Raw genomic sequence first — 19,526 nt, 5'->3', positions numbered from 1 at the left:
ACGGTACACTAACGGAGTCCTGACGGGGCGCGTGTCCATCCCGCGTCCCGTCTCGTCTGCCCCACGTACCACCAGCCGTCGACCTGGTCCGGCTCGAAGTCCCAGGAGTCCGCCGTGTCCGCACTGCTCACCAGTCCCGTCGCCACCCGCGTCACCGGGAGCCGCGCCCGACGGTTCCTGGCGCTCGCCGTGCTCATGCTGCCGGTCCTGCTCATCTCGGTCGACAACACCATCCTGAGCTTCGCGCTGCCGTCGATCAGCCGCGCGCTGAACCCGGACGCCACCACGCAGCTCTGGATCGTGGACGCGTACCCGCTGGTGCTCGCCGGCCTGCTCGTCGTGATGGGCAGCATCGGTGACCGCATCGGCCGACGGCGGATCCTGGTGATCGGCGCGACCGGCTTCGCCCTGTTCTCGGTGGCCGCGGCCTTCGCAACCGACGCCTGGATGCTCGTCGCGGCCCGGATCGCGATGGGCGTGTTCGGCGCGATGCTCATGCCCGCCACGCTCTCGATCATCCGCAACGTGTTCGTGGACGCGGGGGAGCGGCGGATGGCGCTCGCCGTCTGGTCGACGATGTTCGCGGCCGGCAACGCGCTCGGCCCGCTCGTCGGCGGCGCGCTGCTCGCGCACTTCCACTGGGGCAGCGTGTTCCTCGTCGCGGTGCCGATCCTCGTGCTCATGCTCGTCGGTGTGCCGTTCTGCGTGCCGGAGTCCCGCGACCCGATGCCCGGGCCGGTCGACCTGCCGAGCATGTTCCTGTCCCTCGGCGCCCTCGCACCGATCGCCTGGGCCATCAAGTCGGTCGTGCACCCCGAGGAGCGCGGCCTCGCGATCGCCATGCTCGCGGTCGGTGTCGTGTGCGGCATCGCGTTCGTCCGTCGGCAGCTGCGGTCCCGCACGCCGATGCTCGACCTGCGGCTGTTCCGCAGCACGGCCTTCACGGGCAGCGTGCTGATGAACCTGGCGGCGATGTTCTCGCTCACCGGGTTCCTGTTCTTCATCGCCCAGCACCTGCAGCTCGTGGCCGGACTCGACCCGTTCGCGTCCGGCGTCGTCCTCATCCCGGGGTCGGTCCTGACCATCGTCGCCGGGCTCGCGGTCGTGCCGATCGTGGCGCGTGTCGCTCCGCGCTGGGTCGTGTCGGTCGCGCTGCTGTTCTCGGCGGCGGCGTACGCCCTCGTCGCGGTCCTCGGGCACCACGCCTCCATCGCCGCGCTGGCGTTCGCGTTCGTGCTGCTCGGCATCGGGATCGGGGCGTCCGAGACCGTGACGAACGACCTCATCATCTCGACGGCTCCGGCGGACAAGGCGGGTGCGGCGTCGGCGATGTCGGAGACGGCGTACGAGATCGGCGCCGTGCTCGGTACCGCGGTGCTCGGGACGATCCTGGCGACGACCTACCGGGCGCACGTCGTGGTGCCCGACGGGTTGTCCTCGGCCGCGCACGTCGCGGCGCAGGAGACCCTCGGCGGCGCGGTCGCCGCGGCGGGGCAGCTCGGCGGCAGCGCCGGGCAGGTGCTGCTCGAGTCCGCACGGGCGGCCTTCGACTCCGGCGTGACGATCACGGCGGGCGTCGCCGCGGTGCTCATGGTGGTGGCGGCCGCGGGTGCGCTCGTCATGCTCAAGCGCCGCTGAGCGGTTGAGCGGGCGCACTGCGGGCGCGAGCTGCGCTTCGTGAGCAGGAATGGTCGGGTCGCCGTGCGTGACCCGACCATTCCTGCTCACGAAGTGCCGCCACGGCGCGCCCGCCGCGCCCGAACCTGTGAATCGTTGACCTCAACCAGGGTTCAGGTCATACGTTGGGTGGCAGCCGCCGAGTGACGGCAGCCCCTCCCGAAGGAACGACCACGATCACCATGCCCGACGAAGCACCGGCAACCATCGCCGACGCGTACAAGTCCGCCTTCCGCGGGCACCCTGCCGGCGTCGCCGTCATCACGGCCGAAGGCCCGGACGGACCGACCGGCCTCACCGCCTCGAGCGTCGCGAGCGTGGCCGTCGACCCGCCCGTGCTGGTCTTCTCGCTCTCGACGAACTCCGGCTCGGCCGGGGTCGTGCTCGGTGCGCCGCTGTTCGTCGTGCACCTGGTCGACTCCCTCGGGGTCGCACTCGCCAAGCGCTTCGCCTCGACCGGCAGCCCGGCCGCCGATGACCCGATCTGGGGCACCCTGCCGTCCGGCGACCGCTACCTGCCGAGTGCGGCGAGTGCACTCCGCTGCCGACCGCTGTCGACGACGCCCATCGGCAGCTCGACCGTCGTCGTGGCCGAGGTGCTCGACATCATCGTCGGCGCCGACCGCGGCGAGCCGCTGGTCTACCACAACCGGGAATTCCACTCCCTCACCGATCGTTCCCGGCTCTCGTGAGCCGCGGAGCCGCGTCCACAACCCACTGATCGAAAGGACCTCACATGGCTGAGTACACCCTGCCGGAACTGCCGTACGACTACGCCGCGCTCGAGCCGCACATCAGCGGCAAGATCATGCAGCTGCACCACGACAAGCACCACCAGGCCTACGTGACCGGTGCCAACACCGCGCTGCAGCAGCTCGGTGAGGCCCGCGAGTCCGGCAACTTCGGTGCGATCAACAAGCTCGAGAAGGACCTTGCGTTCCACCTCGGTGGCCACGTGAACCACTCGATCTTCTGGACCAACCTCGGCCCGGACACGAAGGTCCCCGAGGGCGAGCTCGCCGCGGCGATCGACGAGTTCTTCGGTTCGTTCGAGAAGTTCCAGGCACAGTTCGCCGCCGTCGCGAACGGCATCCAGGGCTCCGGTTGGTCCGTGCTGGCCTGGGACACCGTGGGCCAGAAGCTCACCACGTTCCAGCTCTTCGACCAGCAGGGCAACATCCCGTTCGGTCTCGTCCCGATCTTCATGCTCGACATGTGGGAGCACGCCTTCTACCTCGACTACCTGAACGTCAAGGCGGACTACGTCAAGGCCGTCTGGAACATCGTCGACTGGGAGAACGTCGCCGCTCGTTTCGAGAACGCGAAGTCGCAGCGGTTCGTCACGCTCTGATCAGCGTCGGCGGGTCACCACGGTGACCACCTGACGAACGGGAGGCACGGTGCCAGCTGGCACCGTGCCTCCCGTTCGTGGTCCGGGTGCCGTTCCGGACCGCACGCCGTCATCGGGTTCGCGACCGGTTGTCGATCGCGTTCGCGCTCAGCGCGCGGTCGGGGTCGGTCGTGCTCGAAGCGAGGTCGTGGGCGATGCGACGCAGTGCGGCGTCGGCCTCGGTGTGCGCGCGGTCGACGAGCGCGCTCCACTGGGCTCCGCGGGCGGCCATCACCGTGTTCTGGGCCGCGCGTTCGGCGAGGACGGGGTCGGCACCGTGCGCCCGGCACCACGCCCGGATGGCCGCCAGGTGGCAGCGGTGCGCGCGGCGCTGGCGGTCGCGCCCGTCGAGGGACTCGACCGACCCGAGTTCGAAGGTGAGTCGCGCGGCCAACGCGCGGTGCGGATCGTCGAGCCCGCCGAAGGCCGCGACCAGGTGATCGGCGAGGGCGTCCGCGTCGGCGCCGGGGTCGAGCGTCGCCACCGGCCGTGAGGCCGCCAAATGTTCGACGACGGAGTCGATCAGGGCTTCGCGCGAGCCGAAGTGGTAGACGACCGGGTAGGCGCTCGTCCCGAGCACGCGGCCGAGGCCCCGGACCGTGACGTCCTCGATCTTGGTCTCGACGAAGTGGTCGACGACCTTCTCGAGGATCGCGGGTTTGCGGGTGGGGTCGGGCTTCCTGGGCATGGCATCTCCATCGTTGGGGCGTGGTCGCGCGACCGCCCACATACTAGCAGCCGGTATATCACTGGCACCATGGGCCGTCGTGTGTGATCTCTCCGCGAACCCTCCGTTTTCACCGATAGAAACGGAGAAAAACTCGGCTACCGGTACACTGTTGCGGATGTCCATGCCGTACGAGGGCGCTCCGCCGCCGTCCCGGCCCGAGGGGACCCGCGCCGGACGGGTGGTCACGGGCCGCCGTCGTGGCGCCGGAAAACGCTTCCTGGTCGTCGGCGACGTCCTGGACGGTGTCCTCGTGCACACCACCGCACACCGGATCGGGGTGCACGACCCCGCCGCGGAGATCCGCCACCGACCGACCGGCGCCGGTGGCAACACGGCCACCTGGCTCGGCTGGCTCGGGGCCGAGGTCGACGTCGTCGCCAGGGTGGGGGTCGACGACGTGTACCGCCACGAGCGCGCGCTCGAGGACGCCGGGGTCCGTGCCCACCTCCGTTACGACGCGATGACGTCCACCGGGGTCGTCGTCTCGGTCCGCAACGACCACGGTCGCACCGCGATGTCCGACCCCGCCGCGAGCGGGAAGATCAGCGCCGCCGACGTCCCGCCGTCGGTGGTCGCCCGCGCCGACATCGTGCACCTGACCGGGGCCGCCATGCTCGGCGGCGGGGCCGATCGGCTCGCCGACCTGGTGGCGTGCGCCCGGACGGGGCCGGCGCGCGTGGCGGTGGACCCCTCGTCGGTGGCGGTGATCGAGACGATCGGCGCCGACCGGTTCCTCCAGGCCCTGCGGGGCGTCGACGTGCTCTTCCCCGACCAGCACGAGGCGCTCGCCCTCGCCGGGGGCGACGACCTCGACACCGCGGTGCGGCGGCTGACGGAGCACGTCCCACTGGTCGTCGTCACGGCCGGCGCCGACGGCGCGCTCATCGGACGCCGGGGCCGTAGCGTCCACCGGGTCCCCGCGACACCGGCGACCGTCGTCGACACCATCGGGGCCGGGGACGCGTTCGTCGCCGGGTTCGTCCGTGCGTGGGCGACGGATCCGGTCCGCGTCGGTGCGGCAGCCCGCGAGGGCACCCGGGTCGCCGCGCGGGCACTCGGCTTCGTGGGCGGTCGACCGCCGGTCTGAGCCGACGGGTTCTCGGTCGGCACTCCCGGGTCGGCGCTCCGTCGGGTCAGCGCTGGGTCAGCGCTCCGACGGTTCGGCGACGACGTTCAGGGTCTGCACACGCCCCGCGGCGGCGGGCGCGAGCCGGATCTCGACGCGCAGGCGCCCACAGGTGCCGGGGAGCCACCAGCGCAGGTGCGACGGCGCCGCCGAGTACTCGGACACCGGTGCTGCACCGAGGTCGGCGCCGACGTCCGCGACGGCCTGTGCCACCGCGCGCCGTCGTCGGTCGTAGGGCACGTCCATGGCGACGTTCGGCGTGCAGATCGCGTCGGCCAGGTCGTCGCGCCAGTCGGCCAGGAGGCGCGTCACGGCGGCCTGGGCGACTCGCGTCGCGCGGGTGGTCGCCGCCACCCCGCTGGTCGCTCCGGCCACGTCGGTGCCGGCTTCCGATGGGCTGGGTGTCCGAGCCGTCAGCGCCGCGTCGAGCACGAGGTCGTGCGCCTGCTGCGCGGCCGCTGAGACCTTGGCCTGGGTGGCGTTCTCGAACGCGACGACCCCGAGGCCGTCGCGCACGGACCACCGCATGTGTGCGGAGAAGCCCGGGTAGCCGCCGGAGTGCGAGACGAGCTCGCCGAAGCGGTCGTCCTGCTCGACGAACAGTCCGAAGCCGTAGGCCGTCGCGCGAGCCGAACCCGGGACGACGGACGACGGGACGACCCGCATCGCCTGCTGCATGAGCCGGCGGTCGGCGGGGGAGACCGGGCCGGGTTCCGGCGCTGCGGAGAACGCCGAACCGAGGTGCGTCGCCCAGCGCGCCAGGTCGCGGACGGTCGAGAAGAGCCCGCCGATCGACGAGAACGCGCCAGGGCCCGTCATGGGCAGGGGTTCCCAACCACCCTGGTGGCCTCGGGCACCGGTGACGACGAACCCGGTGGACTCGTCGGCGCTGAACACCGTGTCGGCGAGCCTGAGGGGACGGAGGACGGTCTCGCCGGCGGCCGCCGTGAAGGGCTGCCCCGTCACGACGGCGACGACCCGGCCGAGCAGCGCGTAGCCGAGGTTCGAGTAGGCGAAGCGGGTGCCGGGCAGCGAGTCGAACAGCAGGCCGCCGCGCAGGACCTCGTCCAGCTCGGCGTCCGAGATCGACTCCTGCCGGTCGGCCCAGGGATCGTCGGTGGGGAACCCCGCCGACATCGTCAGCAGCATCCGCACCGTGGGGACGGGGGAGTCCGGGGTCGGCAGGGTGACGGCGCCGAACGCCGGCACGAAGTCGGTGATGGGCGCGTCGAGGTCGAGCGCACCCCGTGCGACGAGGGTCAGCAGGGTCGCGGCGGTGACGCTCTTGGTGCAGGAGGCGATGCGGTAGACGGTGTCGGCGTCCGGCCGCCGGCCGTCCCCGCGGTCGCCGTGCCCACCGGACGCGACGAGCCCGGAGCGGTCGAACACGCCCCACACGCTGCTCGGTGCGATGCCCTCTTCGACACGAGCACGGAACAACTCGTCGACCTGGTCGACGACGGCGGCGACCGCGGGGTGCGCCCCGGTCACGATCGCCGCATCCGTTCGTAGGCGTCGAGCGCCCGCTGCCGCGACGCCTTCAGGTCGACCATCGGCTCGGGCCGGAGCTCGTCCGCGGGGACCCAGCGGTGGACGTACTCGCGGTGCGGGTCGAAGCGCTCGAGTTGCCGGTCGGGGTTGAAGACCCGGAAGTAGGGGGCGGCGTCGAAGCCGGAGCCCGCGACCCACTGCCAGTTCGCCGCGTTGTTGGCGGGGTCGGCGTCGACCAGGGTGTCCCAGAACCACTGCTCCCCGACACGCCAGTCGACGAGCAGGTTCTTCACGAGGAAGCTCCCGGCGCCCAGCCGCACCCGGTTGTGCATGGCGCCGCTGTGCCAGAGCTCGCGCATGCCCGCGTCCACCAGGTCGAAGCCGGTCAGACCCTGCCGCCAGCGGTCGAGCTCGGCCGCTTCCGGGTCGCGCCACGGGAACGCGTCGAAGTTCCGACGGACGTTGACGGTGGCGATGTCGTCGCAGTGGAAGTACTCGTTCCAGTTGAACTCCCGCCAGGCCAGCTGGCGGAGGAACGCGGCGGCGTTCTGGCGCTGCGCGGGCTCGAGCCGCTCGTGCAGGCGGTGCCACACCTGGTACGGGCTGATCTCGCCCCACCGCAGGAACGGGGAGAGGCTGCTGGTGGCTTCCATCGCGGGCTCGTCGCGCTGGTCGTAGTCCTCGAGCGCGTGCTCGACGAAGTGCTCGAGCTGCTGCCGGGCGCCCTGCTCACCCGGGGTCCAGGCGTCACGGAGCCCGCCGGCCCAGTCGGGCTTCGTCGGCAGCAGTGCCCAGTCGGCCAGAGCATCACCGGTCACGTCGGCCGCAGCCGGCAGGTCGTCGGGGTCGGGCAGGGGGTGGCGCGGTTCGGGCAGTGCCTGGACGGCGTTCCAGAACGGGGTGAAGACCTTGTACGGCTCGCCCTGCCCGGTGAGCACGGTCCACGGTTCCCAGAGCAGGTTCGCCGCGAAGCTGTGTGCCTCGACACCACGGTCGTGCAGGGCCGCCTTGATGCCGGCGTCGATGTCCCGCTCGACGGCGCCGTACCGGCGGTTCCAGTACACGGCGTCCGCCCCGGTGTCGGCGACGAGCTGGTCGATGACCGTCGCCGCGGCACCGCGCCGGAGGACCAGCCGGGAACCCCGCTCGCGCAGGTCGGCGTCGAGGGCGCTCAGGGAGTGGTGCAGCCACCAGCGGCTCGCGGCACCGATCGGACGGAGCCCGGGGGACTGCTCGTCGAGGACGACCACCACCGTGACGGCACCACCGTGGTCGATCGCCGCACGGAGCGCGGGGTTGTCCGACAGCCGCAGGTCGTCACGGAGCCAGACGATCGCGCCGGTCACACCGTCGCCGTATCCGGAGCGGCCATCGGGCGAGCCGTCGACCGCCGGCCCGGTGCGGTGCCGACCGCCAGCCGGAGCTTCGTGCAGAGTTCGGTGAGGGTGCGGAGTTCGGGGTCGGACAGTCCCGCACCGACCTGCTGCGCGATGCTCGCCGCGTGCTGCACGGCGACCTGGCGGTAGACGTCGAAGCCGTGCGGGGTCAGCGCCACGATCACGCCGCGGGCGTCGGTGGGGTCCGGCTGCTTCTCGACGATGCCGCGGGCGAGGAGTCGGTCGACCAGGCGGCTGACGCTCGGCTGGGTGAGGAGCAGGTGCCCGGTGAGGTCGCGCATCCGGCAGCGGCGGCCGGGCTGGGTCGACAGGTTGAAGCAGACGTCGTACTCGTTGAAGGAGATCTCGTCGCCGGGGAAGTCCGCGTTGAGACTCCGCATCACGGCGACCTGGGCGCGGAAGAGCGCTTCCCAGGCGGCGACGGCGGTCGCCTTCTCACTGCGGCGTGTCTCGCTCACGTTCGCGTTCCCTCCGGTCGTACGGTCTGACCACACTACCGACGGAGCCGGACAGGAGCCGGGCGACATGCACGAGGGCCGGCCGCCTGTCGGCGACCGGCCCTCTCCCTTGCACCAAGAGTTTCCTGCAATCACATTCCGCAGGCGGTGCCACAGCAAACACCGTCTGCACCACCGACTGTATAACGAAGCGGTAACGGCGCGCCAGCCTCTCCGTGGCCGGTTCGCTGCGAGTTCACCAAGAGCAGTCGATGAGGCTCAGAAGAGGTCGGGCGACGGGGTCGACGCGTACCGCACGGCGACGTCCGCGTGCCGGTCGAAGCGGTAGCCGACGCCCCGCACGGTGCGGACGATCTCATCGAACGCGCCGAGCTTCGAGCGGAGCCGACGCACGTGCACGTCGATGGTGCGCTCGTTCGGGCTCTCGTCCTCGCCGTCCGACCAGAGGCCTTCGATGATCGCGGAGCGGTCGACGGTCTGGCCCTCGCGGAGGACCAGGAACTGCAGGAGCTCGAACTCCTTGTAGGTCAGGGGTGCTGCTTCGCCGTCGAGGGTCACGCGCTTCCGCGAGATGTCGATGACGACACCGGTCTCCTCGGGCTCGGGCTTCTCGGCCTGCTTGCGGGCGGCCACCGCGGAGCGGTCCTGCAGGGCGAGGCGGACGACGTCGACGTCACGGCCACCGGAGTGCTCGGCGGCGACGGCGACGGCCGCGTACGTCTCGGACGACGGGACGAGCTGCGCGGTGAGGGCCTTCAGCTGCTCGACCACCGCGGCCAGGGTCGTGCCGGCGGCGGCGGCCTTCGCTTCGTCGATGCCGACGTACAGGGCGAAGCCGCGGGCCTCGGTGCCCTCGGGGAGCGCGCGGTTCCGCTGCGGCGCGACCACCGGGCTCGTCGGCACGGCGGACGGTCCGGTGGCTGCCGGGGAGGCCGGGCGCGGGCGGATCGGCGTCACGGTGCCGAGGTCGGTCGGGGCCGGTGCGGTGCGGAGCGAGGTGCGGGGCTGGGCGATGGTGAGCGACATGGTGGTTCTCCGGGCGGTGTGGCCGGTGCGCGGGTGGCGCGGCGGCCGGTGTCGAATGCGTCATCCCGGGTACGGCGGTACGCCGATGTGCCCTGCGGTCCTGCTGCGGACCGGGGCCGACCCGGGGGAACGGGAGACAGACCTCGTGACGTGGTGCGCGTCGCCGACGGTGTCCGTCACCCGGGGATCACGCGCTCGCGACGGGGGTGGTGTCGCGGGGGATCCGGCTGGAACGGGTGCCGATCAGGCACACATTCGACAACGCATGACCGGCATGGTCGGCATCATCATGCCGACGGTCCCCACTGCCCCTGCGGAGGAGCACGCCTCGGAGAGGACGCGGGTGGACACGGTTGCAGTCATGTGACGAGTATCTGCGGTATACCAACGCGGTGTCAACCGTCCGCGCGGACGGTGCGGTGGGCGCGACCGCACGGGCGTCGAGCGCCACGCCCGTTCTTTCCCATTGCGCACGCGATGGGAAGTGGAATCGGGCGTACCGGGTGGAAAGAACCGACCTGGTACGCCCGAATCGACCTGGTACGCCCGGAACGACCGGGTACGACCGGAACGGGCAGGTACGCCCGAATCGACCTGGTACGCCCGGAACGGACGGTGCGGTGGGCGTGACCGCACGGACGACAGGAGGCGCGGTGCCGACCGGCACCGCGCCTCCTGTCCGTGGGTGGTCGCTACTCGGCCAGGCCGTAGAGCCGGTCGCCGGCATCGCCGAGGCCCGGGACGATGTACCCGTTCTCGTCGAGCTTCTCGTCGAGCGCACCGAGGACGATCGAGACGTTGCGGTCGCCGACGGCCTGCTCGACCATGGCGAGCCCCTCGGGGGCGCCGAGGATGCACACGCACGTGACCTCCTGCGCACCGCGGGCGAACAGGAAGTCGATCGCGGCGGCGAGGGTGCCACCGGTGGCGAGCATCGGGTCGAGCACGAAGCACTGCCGACCGGACAGGTCGTCGGGCAGGCGCTCGGCGTAGGTCTGCGGCTCGAGCGTCTCCTCGTTGCGGGCCATGCCGAGGAAGCCGACCTCGGCCGTCGGGACGAGCTTGACCATGCCCTCGAGCATGCCGAGCCCGGCGCGGAGGATCGGGACGACGAGCGGCCGCGGCTTGGCGATCGCGACGCCCATGGTGTGCGCCACCGGCGTGTCGATCGGCGTCGCCGTGACCCGGACGCCCCGCGTGGCCTCGTACGCGAGGAGCGTGACGAGCTCCTCGGTCAGGGCGCGGAACGTGGGGGAGGGCGTCGTACGGTCGCGGAGCACCGAGAGCTTGTGGGTGATGAGCGGGTGGTCGGCGACGTGGACTCGCATAGGGTCGAGCCTAGCGTGCCGCCGACCGTCAGGAGGTCCCGTGGAGGAGCCCGCAGCCCGCCCGTTCGTCCCGGCGATGGAGCGTGCGCTCGACGAGGCCCGACGGTGCCTGGAGACCGACGACGTCCCGGTCGGCGCCGTGGTGCTCGACCGTGACGGCGTCGTGGTCGCCACCGGTCGGAACGAGCGCGAGGCGCGGCAGGACCCGACGGCCCACGCCGAGGTCCTGGCGCTGCGTGCTGCAGCGGCGGTGACGGGTGACTGGCACCTCGAGGAGCACACGCTCGTGGTGACGCTCGAGCCCTGCCCGATGTGCGCCGGCGCCGTCATGGCCGCACGGGTGCCCCGGGTCGTGTTCGGCGCGTGGGACCCGAAGGCGGGCGCCAGCGGCAGCGTCTACGACATCGCCAGGGACCGCCGGCTGCCGCACCGCTCCGAGGTCATCGGGGGCGTGCTCGAGGCAGCGTGCGCCGAGCTGCTCGACGACTTCTTCAGTCCGCGGCGAGGATGACGATCGCCTCGGTCGGCGGCTGCGGCCCGGTGCGCAGGACGTCCGGTTCGACGTAGATCACCCGGGCGATCGGCACGGCGCTCCGGACACGCTGTTCGACGGTGTCGATGCCGGCGGCGACGTCACCGAGCCGGCGGTCCCCGTCGACGGCGACCTTCACGCCGACCATCAGTTCGTCCGGCCCGAGGTACAGGGTCTTCAGGTGGATGATCGCGTCGACCTCGGGGCCGTCGAGCACCGCCTACTTGATGCGCTCGACGTCGGCGGCGGTCGCGCCCTCGCCGACGAGCAGGCTCTTCGTCTCGATGCCGAGCACCACAGCGACCGCGATGAGCAGCGCCGCGATGAGCATGGTGCCGATCGCGTCGAACACCCCGTTGCCGGTGATCGCCGTCAGGCCCACGCCGAACAGCGCGAAGACCAGGCCGAGCAGGGCCGCCGTGTCCTCGAGCATGACGACGGGCAGCTCGGGGGCCTTCGCGCGGCGGACGAACTGCACCCAGCTCTGCGAACCCTTCTGCGGCCGGGCCTCTTTCAGTGCGGTGCGGAGCGAGAACCCCTCGAGACCGATGGCGATGACGAGCACGACGAGGGGGAGCCACCAGTTCTCGAGCGGGTGCGGGTGGGCGAGCTTCTCGATGCCCTCGTAGAGTGAGAAGACACCGCCGACCGAGAACAGGATGATGGAGACGACGAACGCGTACACGTAGCGTTCGCGCCCGTAGCCGAAGGGGTGCTCCTGGTCCGCCGCTCGCCGGGCCTTGCGGCCACCGAGCAGCAGCAGGAGCTGGTTCGCGGAGTCGGCCAGGGAGTGCACGCCCTCGGCCAGCATCGACGCTGATCCGCTGATCGCCGCCGCGATGAACTTCACGATCGCGATGCCGATGTTGGCACCGAGTGCGGCGAAGATCGCCTTCGTGCCTCCGGAAGCGCTCACAGCTGTCCCCTTCTCGTGGTCTGCGACACGATCCTAGGCGGGTCGCGTCGGTAGGGTCGGGAGCATGACGATCGACCTGCCCCGCACCGCCCTGCTCGGCGTCGGCTCCATGTCCGGCGCGGTCCTCGACGGCCTGCTCGCCGCGGGACTCGACCCGGCCACCGTGACCCTCACCACGAAGTCGGAGGCGTCCGCTGCTGCCCACCGGGAGCGCGGCCTCGACGCCACCGCGAGCGACACCGACCCCGACGCCAACCGGGCGGCCGTCCGCGGTGCGGCCCTCGTCGTGGTCGGTGTGAAGCCGTACATGATCGCGGACCTGCTCGACGAGATCGCCGACGACCTGGAGCCCGGTGCCGTCCTGGTCAGCGTCGCCGTGGGCACCACCACCGCGAGCATGGAGGCGCGGGTGCCCGTCGGCGTCCGCGTCGTCCGTGCCCTGCCGAACACCCCGATCGGCGTCGGCCAGGGCGTCACCGGCATCAGCGCGGGCACCTCGGCCGACGCCGGGGCCGTCGCGTTGGCGTCGTCGGTGTTCACCGCCTCGGGTGAGGTCATCGAGGTGCCGGAGTCGCAGCTCGACGCGCTGTCCGCCGTGTCCGGTTCCGGCCCCGCCTACGTCTTCCTGCTGGTCGAGCAGTGGCAGCGCGCCGCCGAGGAGCTCGGGTTCACCCACGAGCAGGCGGCGACGATGGTGCAGGGCACCGTCCGAGGCGCGGTCGAGCTGCTCGAGCGGTCGGGCCGCGAGCCCGCCGACCTGCGCCGTGCGGTGACGAGCCCGAAGGGCACGACGGAGCGTGCCGTCGCGGTGCTGCAGGACGCCGACCTGGCGGACACGCTGCTGCGCGCATCGCGCGCCGCGATCGCGCGTGCCGAGGAGATCGCCGCGTCGTAGACGCACACCGCGTCGTGGACGCAGCCACAGTGCGGACGGGAGGCCCGGGGCGGCGTCGCCACGGGCCTCCCGTCCGTCCGGTGGTCGCTACTCGTACGCGGCGAAGCGCTCCAGGTCGGTCTCGGAACCCGAGACGATGATGACGTCGTCCTCACCGATGACGCTGTCCGGCGTCGCCGGCACGAACGGGTTGCCGGGCGGCTTGATGCCGAGCACGGTCAGGCCGAACCGGGTGCGGATCACGGTGGTGGCGAGGTCCTTGCCGCGGACCGCGCGCGGCGGGAACATCTTGACCACGGCGAAGTCGTCGTCGAACTCGATGAAGTCGAGCATCCGGCCGGAGACCAGGTGCGCCGTGCGCTCGCCGGCCTCGCGCTCCGGGTAGACGACGTGGTTCGCGCCGATGCGGGACAGGATCGTGCCGTGCGAGCGGCTGATCGCCTTCGCCCAGATCTGCGGGACGCCGAGGTCGACCAGGTTCGCCGTGATGAGCACGCTCGACTCCAGGTCGCTGCCCGTGCCGACGACGGCGATGGCGAAGTCCTGCGCGCCGATCTGTCGGAGCGCATCGATGTCGGTCGCGTCCGCCTGCACCGCGTGGGTGACCCGGTCGGACCACTTCTGCACCAGTCCGGGGTCGGTGTCGACGACGAGCACCTCGCGGTCCTGACGTTCGAGCTGGCCGGCGGTGGCGGCCCCGAAGCGACCCAGCCCGATGACGAGGACGGGTGCGTCGTGGCTGATGGCACCGTGCTGGTGCGACGAACGGGTGCGGTCAGCCAACGATCGGCCTCTCCTCGGGACGGCGGAACAATTGCCGGCTCTGGCTGGCGGCCAGGGCAGCGGCGATGGTCACTGTACCGACCCGGCCGAGGAACATGGTGGCGGCGAGCACGTACTTGCCCGATTCCGGCAGGTCCGCGGACACCCCGGATGACAGGCCGCACGTCGCGAACGCCGAGATCACCTCGAACAGCACCCGGTCGAGCGAGTCGTCGGTGATCTGCAGGAGCACCACGGTCGCGACCGCCACGATCGTGGCGCCCCAGAGCACGACCGCCACCGCGACGCGGAGCACGTCGCTCGGGATCCGGCGACCGAAGGCCTCCATGCTCTGGCGACCGCGGGCCTCGGCGACCGCGGCCAGGAACAGCACCGCGAGGGTCGTCACCTTGATGCCGCCTGCCGTCGAGGCGGATCCGCCACCGATGAACATGAGCATGTCGGTCACGAGCAGGCTCGAGCCGTTGAGCTGGTCGAAGTCGACGAGCGAGAAGCCTCCCGAGCGGGTCATCGTCGACAGGAAGAGCGCCTGGAACGCGGTGCGTCCGGCTCCTTCTTCACCGAAGGTCGTCGGGTTCGACGCCTCGAGCGCGATGTAGACGGCCGCGCCGCCGAGGAGCAGGACCGCGCTCGTCGCCAGGGTGAGCTTGACGTGGATCGGCCAGCGCCGCGGGGTGCGCAGCTGCTTCGTCAGGGCACGGATCACCGGGAACCCGATGGACCCGGCCACGACGCCGACCATCAGGAGTGACAGGAACCAGTAGTCGTGGGCGAACGGGTCGAGGCCGTCGGCGTTCGGGGCGAACCCGGTGTTCGTGAAGGCCATCGCCGCGTAGTAGAAGGAGTCGCCGACCGCGGTCCAGAACGGGATGCCGGCGATGAGCACCGACGGCAGGAGCAGTAGGCCGAGGACGATCTCGATCGACAGCGTGCTCACCGCCACGGTCGCGAGCAGGGTGCCGACCTCGCCGAGCCGGACGGCCTGTCCCTCGGGCACGGCGCCGTGGTGGGTGCGGAGCGGGTTCGAGTCGCCCGCCGCCATGAGCTTCGCGCGCAGGCCGAGCTTCCGGGTGACGAACAGGCCGAGGATCGACGCGAAGGTCAGCACACCGACCGCGCCGATCTGCGTGCCGATGACCACCAGGACCTTGCCGAACACCGACCAGTGCGTCGCCATGTCGACCGTGGACAAGCCGGTGACGCAGACCACCGAGGCCGCGGTGAAGAGGGCGTCCGCGAAGTGGGTGCTGCTGCGGTCCGCCGTGGCCCACGGCGTCATGAAGAGCACCGTGAACAGGAAGATCAGCGCGATGAACACGACGATCGCCAGTCGGGACGGCGACGACCGCAGCACCGTCGCGATCCGGCTCGCTCGCCGTCGGCCGACACTCGGGTGGTGCGGGATCGGCTCGGTTCGGTCGAGCATGCGTATGCCTCCGAGGACATGGGCCGGGACGGTTCGTCATGGTACATCCGTGGTGCCCCGGCTAGCCTTGCCCCATGGCCGACATCTTCTCCGTCGTGGCGGACCCGACCCGGCGCGAGCTGCTCGGCACGCTGTTGTCCGCCTACGGTTCGGACGTCACCGGCGGGGAGCTCAGCGTCGGCCAGCTCGTCGAACGCCTCGGGGTCAGCCAGCCCACGGTGTCGAAGCACCTGCGTGTCCTGCGCGACATCGGTCTCGTCACCAGTCGCGAAGAAGGGCAGCACCGCTACTACCGGCTCGACCCGGAGCCGCTCGTGCGCCTGGAGGACTGGGTCCTGCCGTTCACGGGCGCGGTCGACGCCGACGGCACCCCGGCCACCACGGCGTGGACGCCGGACGGCCAACCGGTGTCGATCCGCCGGAACGGCGCGGCCGGCAAGGCGACCGTCGAGGTGGGCACCGAACTCGGCCGTGTGATGGCCGAGGCGTCGTACCGGGCCACCGCGGCGATCTCCGGGGCACAGCAGGGCTGGGAGCGCGTCGTCGACCGCAGCCGCAAGCGCTTCACCCGCCGAGGCGACGAGGACTGAGTCTGCGCACGTGGCCTGGCGAGGACGCAGCACAGGCCGGGCGCACGCGGCGCGACTGATCCTGGACACCGGGTCGCACGCGCCTCTACAGTTGCCACTGACCACACAGGTCACACCACTCCCGTGCGCAGAGCGCGTGCGAGCCCCGAAGGCGGACCATGACCGGCAGTTTCGACGACGTGCGCTTCCTCACCGTCGCTGAGGTCGCCGAGATGATGCGCGTCTCGAAGATGACCGTGTACCGGATGGTGCACGCCGGGGAGCTCCCCGCCATCCGCTTCGGCCGCTCCTTCCGCGTCCCCGAGTCGGCCGTCGCCGACGTGTTGCGCGGTGGCGTGGCGGACGTCGGCTGAGCACGCGTTCGACATCACAGCGGGCAGCCGGTAGACTCGGGCAGGTTGATTTTCCGCGGTCTCTTCGGCCCGGTGTCCGTACATCAGCATCAGTCCGAGCGAGGTCCACATGGGTTCTGTCATCAAGAAGCGTCGTAAGCGCATGGCGAAGAAGAAGCACCGCAAGCTCCTTCGCAAGACGCGTCACCAGCGCCGCAACAAGAAGTAGACCCTCACAGGTCTGCGCAGGTCGGAGGACCTGCACGAGAAGCCCCGGTTCGCCGGGGCTTTCGCGTTCCCGGACTACGCTGGGACCATGCCCGCAGTGACGTTCCTGACGAAGCCCGGATGCCACCTCTGCGATGACGCCCGACCCGTGGTCGAACGCGTCGTCGCCGACCACCCGGGGGTCACCCTGCAGGAACGCTCGATCCTCGACGACGATGCCCTCCGCCAGGAGTACGCGGAGGACATCCCGGTCGTGCTGATCGACGGGCGCGTCCACAGCAACTGGCACGTCGACGCCGACCGGCTCGCACGTGCGCTCGAGAAGGCCGAGGCCCGCGCATGATCTCCCACGTCGTCTCCTGGTCCCTGCGTGCGGACCTCGACCGCACCGCGTCGATCGCCCGCATCCGCGAACTCCTGACCGGTCTGGTCGGCACCGTCGAGTCGATCCGCTCGCTCGAGGTCGTCGAGAACGTCGCCTACCCGGACAAGAACCACGACGTCGCGGTGGTCGCCACCTTCGACGACCTCGCCGGGCTCGATGCGTACCAGGTGCACCCGGAGCACCAGGCCGCGGCAGCGGAGATCCGCGAACTGGTCACGGCACGGGCCGCCATCGACTGGCAGAGCTGAGCCGGCCCTCCCGTCCGCGCGCGCGTCGATCCGTGAGCAGGAATGGTCGCCTCCCGCATCGGGAGGCGACCATTGCTGCTCACCAGGTGCGCGCGGCGTCGCCGCGCGCCGCGACTACGGGGTCAGGCGCGTCGGGCCACGGAACAGGTACGTGACCTCGCGGATCGACGGCTCACCGAGCATGAGCATCAGCACGCGCGCGAGGCCCATGCCGAAGCCGCCGTGCGGCGGGACGCCGTAGCGGAAGAAGTCGAGGTACCAGCCGAGCTCCTCCGGGTCGAGGCCCTTCTCGACGGCCTGCGCCTCGAGCACGTCGACGCGGTGCTCGCGCTGGGCGCCCGTGGAGATCTCGGCACCGTTGAAGATGAGGTCGTAGCTGTTGGTGACCGACGGGTCGCCCGGCTTGCGCATGTGGTAGTACGGCCGGATCGAGGCGTCGTACTCGGTGACGAACACGAACTCGGAGCCGTGGTGCTCCTTCGCCCAGGCGGCGACGCGGCGCTCGCCCTCGGGGTCCAGGTCACCGTCGGCGCGGACGACGTCGTAGCCGCTGTCGGCGACGATCTTGCGCGCGTCGGCCAGGGTCACGCGGGGGAACGGCGTCGCGGGGACCTGCAGCTCGAAGCCGAAGACCTCTTCGATGTCCTTGCCGTACTTCTCCTTGACGGCGGTGATGCCGGCGACCAGGACCTCTTCGTGCATCGCCATGACGTCCTCGTGGGACTCGATCCACGAGAACTCGGCGTCGACGCTGGTGAACTCGGTGGCGTGGCGACTCGTGAACGAGGGGTCGGCGCGGAAGGCGTCGGCGATCTCGAACACGGCGCCGAAGCCGGCCGGCTGCGCCATCTGCTTGAAGTTCTGCGGGGACTGCGCCAGGTAGGCGGTCGTCTCGAAGTACTCGAGCTGGAACAGCTCGGCGCGCGACTCGGACGCCGACGCCATCAGCTTCGGCGTGTGGATCTCGATGTAGTCGCGGTCGACCCAGTACGTGCGGAACGCGTGCTCCAGGGTCGTCTGGATGCGGAAGATCAGGTTCTGCTTGCGGTTGCGCAGGTCGAGGAAGCGCCAGTCGAGACGCTTGTCGAGCGACGAGTCGTCGGCGATCGGGGTCTCCGGGATCGCGGCGCTCACCACCTGCAGCGCACCGATCTTGACCTCGAGCCCGCCGAGCTTCACGCGCTCGTCGTGCTTCAGCGTGCCGGTGACGTGCACGAAGGTGCCGTGCGCCAGGCCGGAGATCTCGTTGGTGGTCGCGAGGGCGGACTGTGCGGCGTCGTCGCCGTCCTCGGCCTCGCGCGTCGCCGGGTTCACGAGCTGGACGGCGCCGGTCTCGTCGCGCAGCACGACGAACTGCACCTTCTTCTGGTCTCGGACGGTCTCGACCCATCCGGCCACGGAGACGGGACCGTCGGGGAGGGCTGCCAGGTCGGCGATGCGGGTGCGTTCGATCACGGTGGTCGAGTCTAACCGCCTGCGTCCGGAGGCGTGGGCGGCAGGGTTCCTCCCTCCACAGGGCCGCCTGCGTCCGGCGTTCTCCACCGAATGCCGGGAGGCCCGTGGCGGCGAGCGTGGACTCCGTAGCGTTCTCGACGTGGCCGGGTCGCGGGACGAGAGGGGGACCGGGTGGGGACGGGGACAGGGGAACTCGCGACCTGGCCGCCTGCGGCGGTCGCGACGGCGGTCGCGTCGTTGTTGGCGCTCGGCGGCACCACGACGGCGACGATCTGGTCGTTCATGCGGTGGCGGCGAGAGCAGCGCGCGATCGAGCGAGCGTACGTGTGGCAACAGGTCGTCTGGGCAGCCGACATGGTCTCGTCTGACGACGTCGGCAAGGCCGAGATCGGTCGGATGGTGGCCGGCGCGATGTACGACATGCAGATTCATGGACGGGTCGATGATCCGGGTGTGAGTGTCCTGGTACGAACACTCGGACAAGAGGAGCGCGATGCAACGGATGTTCATGCACATGACGGGTGAAGAACGTCAACGTGCTCAGGCCCGGCTCAACCAGGTGATCCTCGACGCGTACCCGAAACGGAAGGCGCGGAAGATGATCGCCATGTTCGAGCGGGTGGAAGCCCGTCTGGAGTACACCCCGGAAGCAGCCGCCGAGGCCGAACGGCGATGGCTTGCGCGGTACGAGCGTTCAGGGGAGCGAAGCGCGGAGTGACCCGAGCGTGCCGATGAACTCCTCGGCCATGCCGGCCCGCTCGACGAGCTTGGCGTGACGGGCTCGGGCGTCCTCGAGGTGCGCGTCGAGGCGGGCCGCCAGCGCTGGTTCGTCCTCGGGGTCCTTCGTCGCGAGGGCGTCGACCACGCGGAGCAGCTCGGCCATCTCGTCGAGCGTGAACCCGAGCGGCTTCATCCGGCGGATCACGAGCAACCGTTCGAGGTCCTGCGCCGTGTAGACCCGGAACCCGCCGGTGGTGCGGCCGCTCGGTACGAGCAGCCCGACCTCGTCGTAGTGCCGGATGGTGCGCAGGGACATGCCGGCGCGGTCGGCGAGTTCGCCGATGTGCATCGTGTCGGGGACGTCGCTGGTGCTCACGGCGTACAACTCTACCC

At 71.0% G+C, this 19,526-nt stretch carries 23 protein-coding genes and 1 pseudogene; 13 read left to right on the top strand and 11 right to left on the bottom strand.

Features of this window, described 5'->3' with window-relative positions:
* Positions 1–114 precede the first annotated feature (114 nt).
* From DEJ30_RS11750 to DEJ30_RS11740, 3 genes are all read left to right on the top strand, one after another.
* Complete coding sequence (locus DEJ30_RS11750) at positions 115–1,638, top strand: MFS transporter (RefSeq protein WP_027466321.1); 1,524 nt, start codon at positions 115–117, stop codon at positions 1,636–1,638.
* 221 nt (positions 1,639–1,859) lie between these two features.
* Positions 1,860–2,369 (top strand): flavin reductase family protein, encoded by a 510-nt coding sequence (locus tag DEJ30_RS11745; RefSeq protein WP_027466322.1) that lies wholly within the window; start codon positions 1,860–1,862, stop codon positions 2,367–2,369.
* A gap of 44 nt (positions 2,370–2,413) precedes the next feature.
* A complete protein-coding gene (locus tag DEJ30_RS11740) occupies positions 2,414–3,028 on the top strand; it encodes a superoxide dismutase (RefSeq protein ID WP_027466323.1) in 615 nt (204 codons plus the stop codon).
* Between the two features lie 109 nt (positions 3,029–3,137).
* Here the strand turns inward: DEJ30_RS11740 and DEJ30_RS11735 are convergent, their stop codons facing one another.
* The gene (locus tag DEJ30_RS11735) at positions 3,138–3,755 is read right to left on the bottom strand and encodes a TetR/AcrR family transcriptional regulator (RefSeq protein WP_110861604.1); all 618 of its coding nucleotides are present in this window, start codon (positions 3,753–3,755) and stop codon (positions 3,138–3,140) included.
* A gap of 157 nt (positions 3,756–3,912) precedes the next feature.
* Here DEJ30_RS11735 and DEJ30_RS11730 point away from each other — a divergent pair, with 157 nt between their 5' ends.
* On the top strand, positions 3,913–4,884 hold the full coding sequence (locus DEJ30_RS11730; RefSeq protein WP_181420115.1) for a carbohydrate kinase family protein: 972 nt from the start codon (positions 3,913–3,915) through the stop codon (positions 4,882–4,884).
* A 57-nt stretch (positions 4,885–4,941) separates the two neighbouring features.
* Here the strand turns inward: DEJ30_RS11730 and DEJ30_RS11720 are convergent, their stop codons facing one another.
* From DEJ30_RS11720 to upp, 5 genes are all read right to left on the bottom strand, one after another.
* Positions 4,942–6,414, bottom strand: a complete 1,473-nt coding sequence (locus DEJ30_RS11720; RefSeq protein WP_181420114.1) for a serine hydrolase — start codon at positions 6,412–6,414, stop codon at positions 4,942–4,944.
* The gene (locus DEJ30_RS11715; RefSeq protein WP_110861598.1) at positions 6,411–7,760 is read right to left on the bottom strand and encodes a deoxyribodipyrimidine photo-lyase; all 1,350 of its coding nucleotides are present in this window, start codon (positions 7,758–7,760) and stop codon (positions 6,411–6,413) included. The genes DEJ30_RS11720 and DEJ30_RS11715 overlap by 4 nt, the downstream gene beginning before the upstream one ends.
* Positions 7,757–8,269 (bottom strand): MarR family winged helix-turn-helix transcriptional regulator, encoded by a 513-nt coding sequence (locus DEJ30_RS11710; protein WP_181420113.1) that lies wholly within the window; start codon positions 8,267–8,269, stop codon positions 7,757–7,759. The genes DEJ30_RS11715 and DEJ30_RS11710 overlap by 4 nt, the downstream gene beginning before the upstream one ends.
* A 258-nt stretch (positions 8,270–8,527) precedes the next feature.
* A complete protein-coding gene (locus DEJ30_RS11705; RefSeq protein ID WP_110861594.1) occupies positions 8,528–9,295 on the bottom strand; it encodes a winged helix-turn-helix domain-containing protein in 768 nt (255 codons plus the stop codon).
* Positions 9,296–9,987: 692 nt separating this feature from the next.
* Positions 9,988–10,623 carry a uracil phosphoribosyltransferase gene (upp, locus tag DEJ30_RS11700; RefSeq protein ID WP_110861591.1) on the bottom strand — a complete coding sequence of 212 codons (636 nt, stop codon included), beginning with the start codon at positions 10,621–10,623 and terminating at the stop codon, positions 9,988–9,990.
* 76 nt (positions 10,624–10,699) lie between these two features.
* On the opposite strand from upp, the gene DEJ30_RS11695 reads away from it, so the two are divergent.
* Complete coding sequence (locus DEJ30_RS11695; protein WP_110861637.1) at positions 10,700–11,134, top strand: nucleoside deaminase; 435 nt, start codon at positions 10,700–10,702, stop codon at positions 11,132–11,134.
* On the opposite strand, the pseudogene DEJ30_RS11690 reads toward DEJ30_RS11695, so the two are convergent.
* A pseudogene (locus DEJ30_RS11690) lies at positions 11,115–12,071 on the bottom strand (cation diffusion facilitator family transporter). The gene DEJ30_RS11695 and the pseudogene DEJ30_RS11690 overlap by 20 nt on opposite strands.
* Before the next feature lie 64 nt (positions 12,072–12,135).
* On the opposite strand from DEJ30_RS11690, the gene proC reads away from it, so the two are divergent.
* The gene (proC, locus tag DEJ30_RS11685; RefSeq protein WP_110861589.1) at positions 12,136–12,966 is read left to right on the top strand and encodes a pyrroline-5-carboxylate reductase; all 831 of its coding nucleotides are present in this window, start codon (positions 12,136–12,138) and stop codon (positions 12,964–12,966) included.
* 87 nt (positions 12,967–13,053) lie between these two features.
* Here proC and DEJ30_RS11680 read toward each other — a convergent pair whose 3' ends face one another.
* Complete coding sequence (locus tag DEJ30_RS11680) at positions 13,054–13,749, bottom strand: TrkA family potassium uptake protein (RefSeq protein ID WP_258369906.1); 696 nt, start codon at positions 13,747–13,749, stop codon at positions 13,054–13,056.
* Positions 13,742–15,175, bottom strand: coding sequence for a TrkH family potassium uptake protein (locus DEJ30_RS11675; RefSeq protein ID WP_110861587.1), 1,434 nt, complete (start codon positions 15,173–15,175; stop codon positions 13,742–13,744). Before DEJ30_RS11675 ends, DEJ30_RS11680 begins: the two co-directional genes overlap by 8 nt.
* A 74-nt stretch (positions 15,176–15,249) precedes the next feature.
* Between DEJ30_RS11675 and DEJ30_RS11670 the strand changes: the two genes are divergently transcribed.
* The 5 genes from DEJ30_RS11670 to DEJ30_RS11650 all read left to right on the top strand — a co-directional run bounded on the left by DEJ30_RS11670 (position 15,250) and on the right by DEJ30_RS11650 (position 16,958).
* On the top strand, positions 15,250–15,765 hold the full coding sequence (locus DEJ30_RS11670; protein ID WP_110861584.1) for a helix-turn-helix transcriptional regulator: 516 nt from the start codon (positions 15,250–15,252) through the stop codon (positions 15,763–15,765).
* A gap of 158 nt (positions 15,766–15,923) precedes the next feature.
* A complete protein-coding gene (locus tag DEJ30_RS11665; protein ID WP_017888579.1) occupies positions 15,924–16,118 on the top strand; it encodes a helix-turn-helix domain-containing protein in 195 nt (64 codons plus the stop codon).
* Positions 16,119–16,227: 109 nt separating this feature from the next.
* The gene (locus tag DEJ30_RS11660; RefSeq protein ID WP_003792170.1) at positions 16,228–16,326 is read left to right on the top strand and encodes a 30S ribosomal protein bS22; all 99 of its coding nucleotides are present in this window, start codon (positions 16,228–16,230) and stop codon (positions 16,324–16,326) included.
* Between the two features lie 87 nt (positions 16,327–16,413).
* Positions 16,414–16,668, top strand: coding sequence for a glutaredoxin family protein (locus DEJ30_RS11655; protein WP_071247435.1), 255 nt, complete (start codon positions 16,414–16,416; stop codon positions 16,666–16,668).
* Entirely contained in the window at positions 16,665–16,958 is a 294-nt protein-coding gene (locus tag DEJ30_RS11650; RefSeq protein ID WP_110861582.1) for a Dabb family protein, read from the top strand. Before DEJ30_RS11655 ends, DEJ30_RS11650 begins: the two co-directional genes overlap by 4 nt.
* A gap of 114 nt (positions 16,959–17,072) precedes the next feature.
* Here DEJ30_RS11650 and aspS read toward each other — a convergent pair whose 3' ends face one another.
* A complete protein-coding gene (aspS, locus tag DEJ30_RS11645; RefSeq protein WP_110861580.1) occupies positions 17,073–18,413 on the bottom strand; it encodes an aspartate--tRNA(Asn) ligase in 1,341 nt (446 codons plus the stop codon).
* A 171-nt stretch (positions 18,414–18,584) separates the two neighbouring features.
* Here aspS and DEJ30_RS11640 point away from each other — a divergent pair, with 171 nt between their 5' ends.
* Positions 18,585–18,938, top strand: coding sequence for a hypothetical protein (locus tag DEJ30_RS11640; protein WP_110861577.1), 354 nt, complete (start codon positions 18,585–18,587; stop codon positions 18,936–18,938).
* Positions 18,928–19,131, top strand: a complete 204-nt coding sequence (locus DEJ30_RS17870; protein ID WP_146244642.1) for a hypothetical protein — start codon at positions 18,928–18,930, stop codon at positions 19,129–19,131. The genes DEJ30_RS11640 and DEJ30_RS17870 overlap by 11 nt, the downstream gene beginning before the upstream one ends.
* On the opposite strand, the gene DEJ30_RS11635 is transcribed toward DEJ30_RS17870, so the two are convergent.
* Positions 19,108–19,482, bottom strand: a complete 375-nt coding sequence (locus tag DEJ30_RS11635) for a MerR family transcriptional regulator (RefSeq protein ID WP_110861632.1) — start codon at positions 19,480–19,482, stop codon at positions 19,108–19,110. The two genes, DEJ30_RS17870 and DEJ30_RS11635, sit on opposite strands and share 24 nt — an antisense overlap.
* Positions 19,483–19,526: the final 44 nt, after the last annotated feature.

This window comes from Curtobacterium sp. MCPF17_003 (genome assembly GCF_003224385.1).
Classification (GTDB): Bacteria; Actinomycetota; Actinomycetes; order Actinomycetales; family Microbacteriaceae; genus Curtobacterium; species Curtobacterium flaccumfaciens.
This window is presented reverse-complemented; position numbering and strand designations above follow the sequence as displayed.

What these genes read in the sequence shown, in the direction of transcription:
- DEJ30_RS11745 (WP_027466322.1), top strand. Translation starts at nt 1,860, where the DNA reads ATGCCCGACGAAGCACCGGCAACCATCGCCGACGCGTACAAGTCCGCC.
- DEJ30_RS11740 (WP_027466323.1), top strand. Translation starts at nt 2,414, where the DNA reads ATGGCTGAGTACACCCTGCCGGAACTGCCGTACGACTACGCCGCGCTC.
- DEJ30_RS11735 (WP_110861604.1), bottom strand. Translation starts at nt 3,755, where the DNA reads ATGCCCAGGAAGCCCGACCCCACCCGCAAACCCGCGATCCTCGAGAAG.
- DEJ30_RS11730 (WP_181420115.1), top strand. Translation starts at nt 3,913, where the DNA reads ATGTCCATGCCGTACGAGGGCGCTCCGCCGCCGTCCCGGCCCGAGGGG.
- DEJ30_RS11705 (WP_110861594.1), bottom strand. Translation starts at nt 9,295, where the DNA reads ATGTCGCTCACCATCGCCCAGCCCCGCACCTCGCTCCGCACCGCACCG.
- upp (WP_110861591.1), bottom strand. Translation starts at nt 10,623, where the DNA reads ATGCGAGTCCACGTCGCCGACCACCCGCTCATCACCCACAAGCTCTCG.
- DEJ30_RS11695 (WP_110861637.1), top strand. Translation starts at nt 10,700, where the DNA reads ATGGAGCGTGCGCTCGACGAGGCCCGACGGTGCCTGGAGACCGACGAC.
- proC (WP_110861589.1), top strand. Translation starts at nt 12,136, where the DNA reads ATGACGATCGACCTGCCCCGCACCGCCCTGCTCGGCGTCGGCTCCATG.
- DEJ30_RS11675 (WP_110861587.1), bottom strand. Translation starts at nt 15,175, where the DNA reads ATGCTCGACCGAACCGAGCCGATCCCGCACCACCCGAGTGTCGGCCGA.
- DEJ30_RS11670 (WP_110861584.1), top strand. Translation starts at nt 15,250, where the DNA reads ATGGCCGACATCTTCTCCGTCGTGGCGGACCCGACCCGGCGCGAGCTG.
- DEJ30_RS11665 (WP_017888579.1), top strand. Translation starts at nt 15,924, where the DNA reads ATGACCGGCAGTTTCGACGACGTGCGCTTCCTCACCGTCGCTGAGGTC.
- DEJ30_RS11660 (WP_003792170.1), top strand. Translation starts at nt 16,228, where the DNA reads ATGGGTTCTGTCATCAAGAAGCGTCGTAAGCGCATGGCGAAGAAGAAG.
- DEJ30_RS11655 (WP_071247435.1), top strand. Translation starts at nt 16,414, where the DNA reads ATGCCCGCAGTGACGTTCCTGACGAAGCCCGGATGCCACCTCTGCGAT.
- DEJ30_RS11650 (WP_110861582.1), top strand. Translation starts at nt 16,665, where the DNA reads ATGATCTCCCACGTCGTCTCCTGGTCCCTGCGTGCGGACCTCGACCGC.
- DEJ30_RS17870 (WP_146244642.1), top strand. Translation starts at nt 18,928, where the DNA reads ATGACGGGTGAAGAACGTCAACGTGCTCAGGCCCGGCTCAACCAGGTG.
- DEJ30_RS11635 (WP_110861632.1), bottom strand. Translation starts at nt 19,482, where the DNA reads ATGCACATCGGCGAACTCGCCGACCGCGCCGGCATGTCCCTGCGCACC.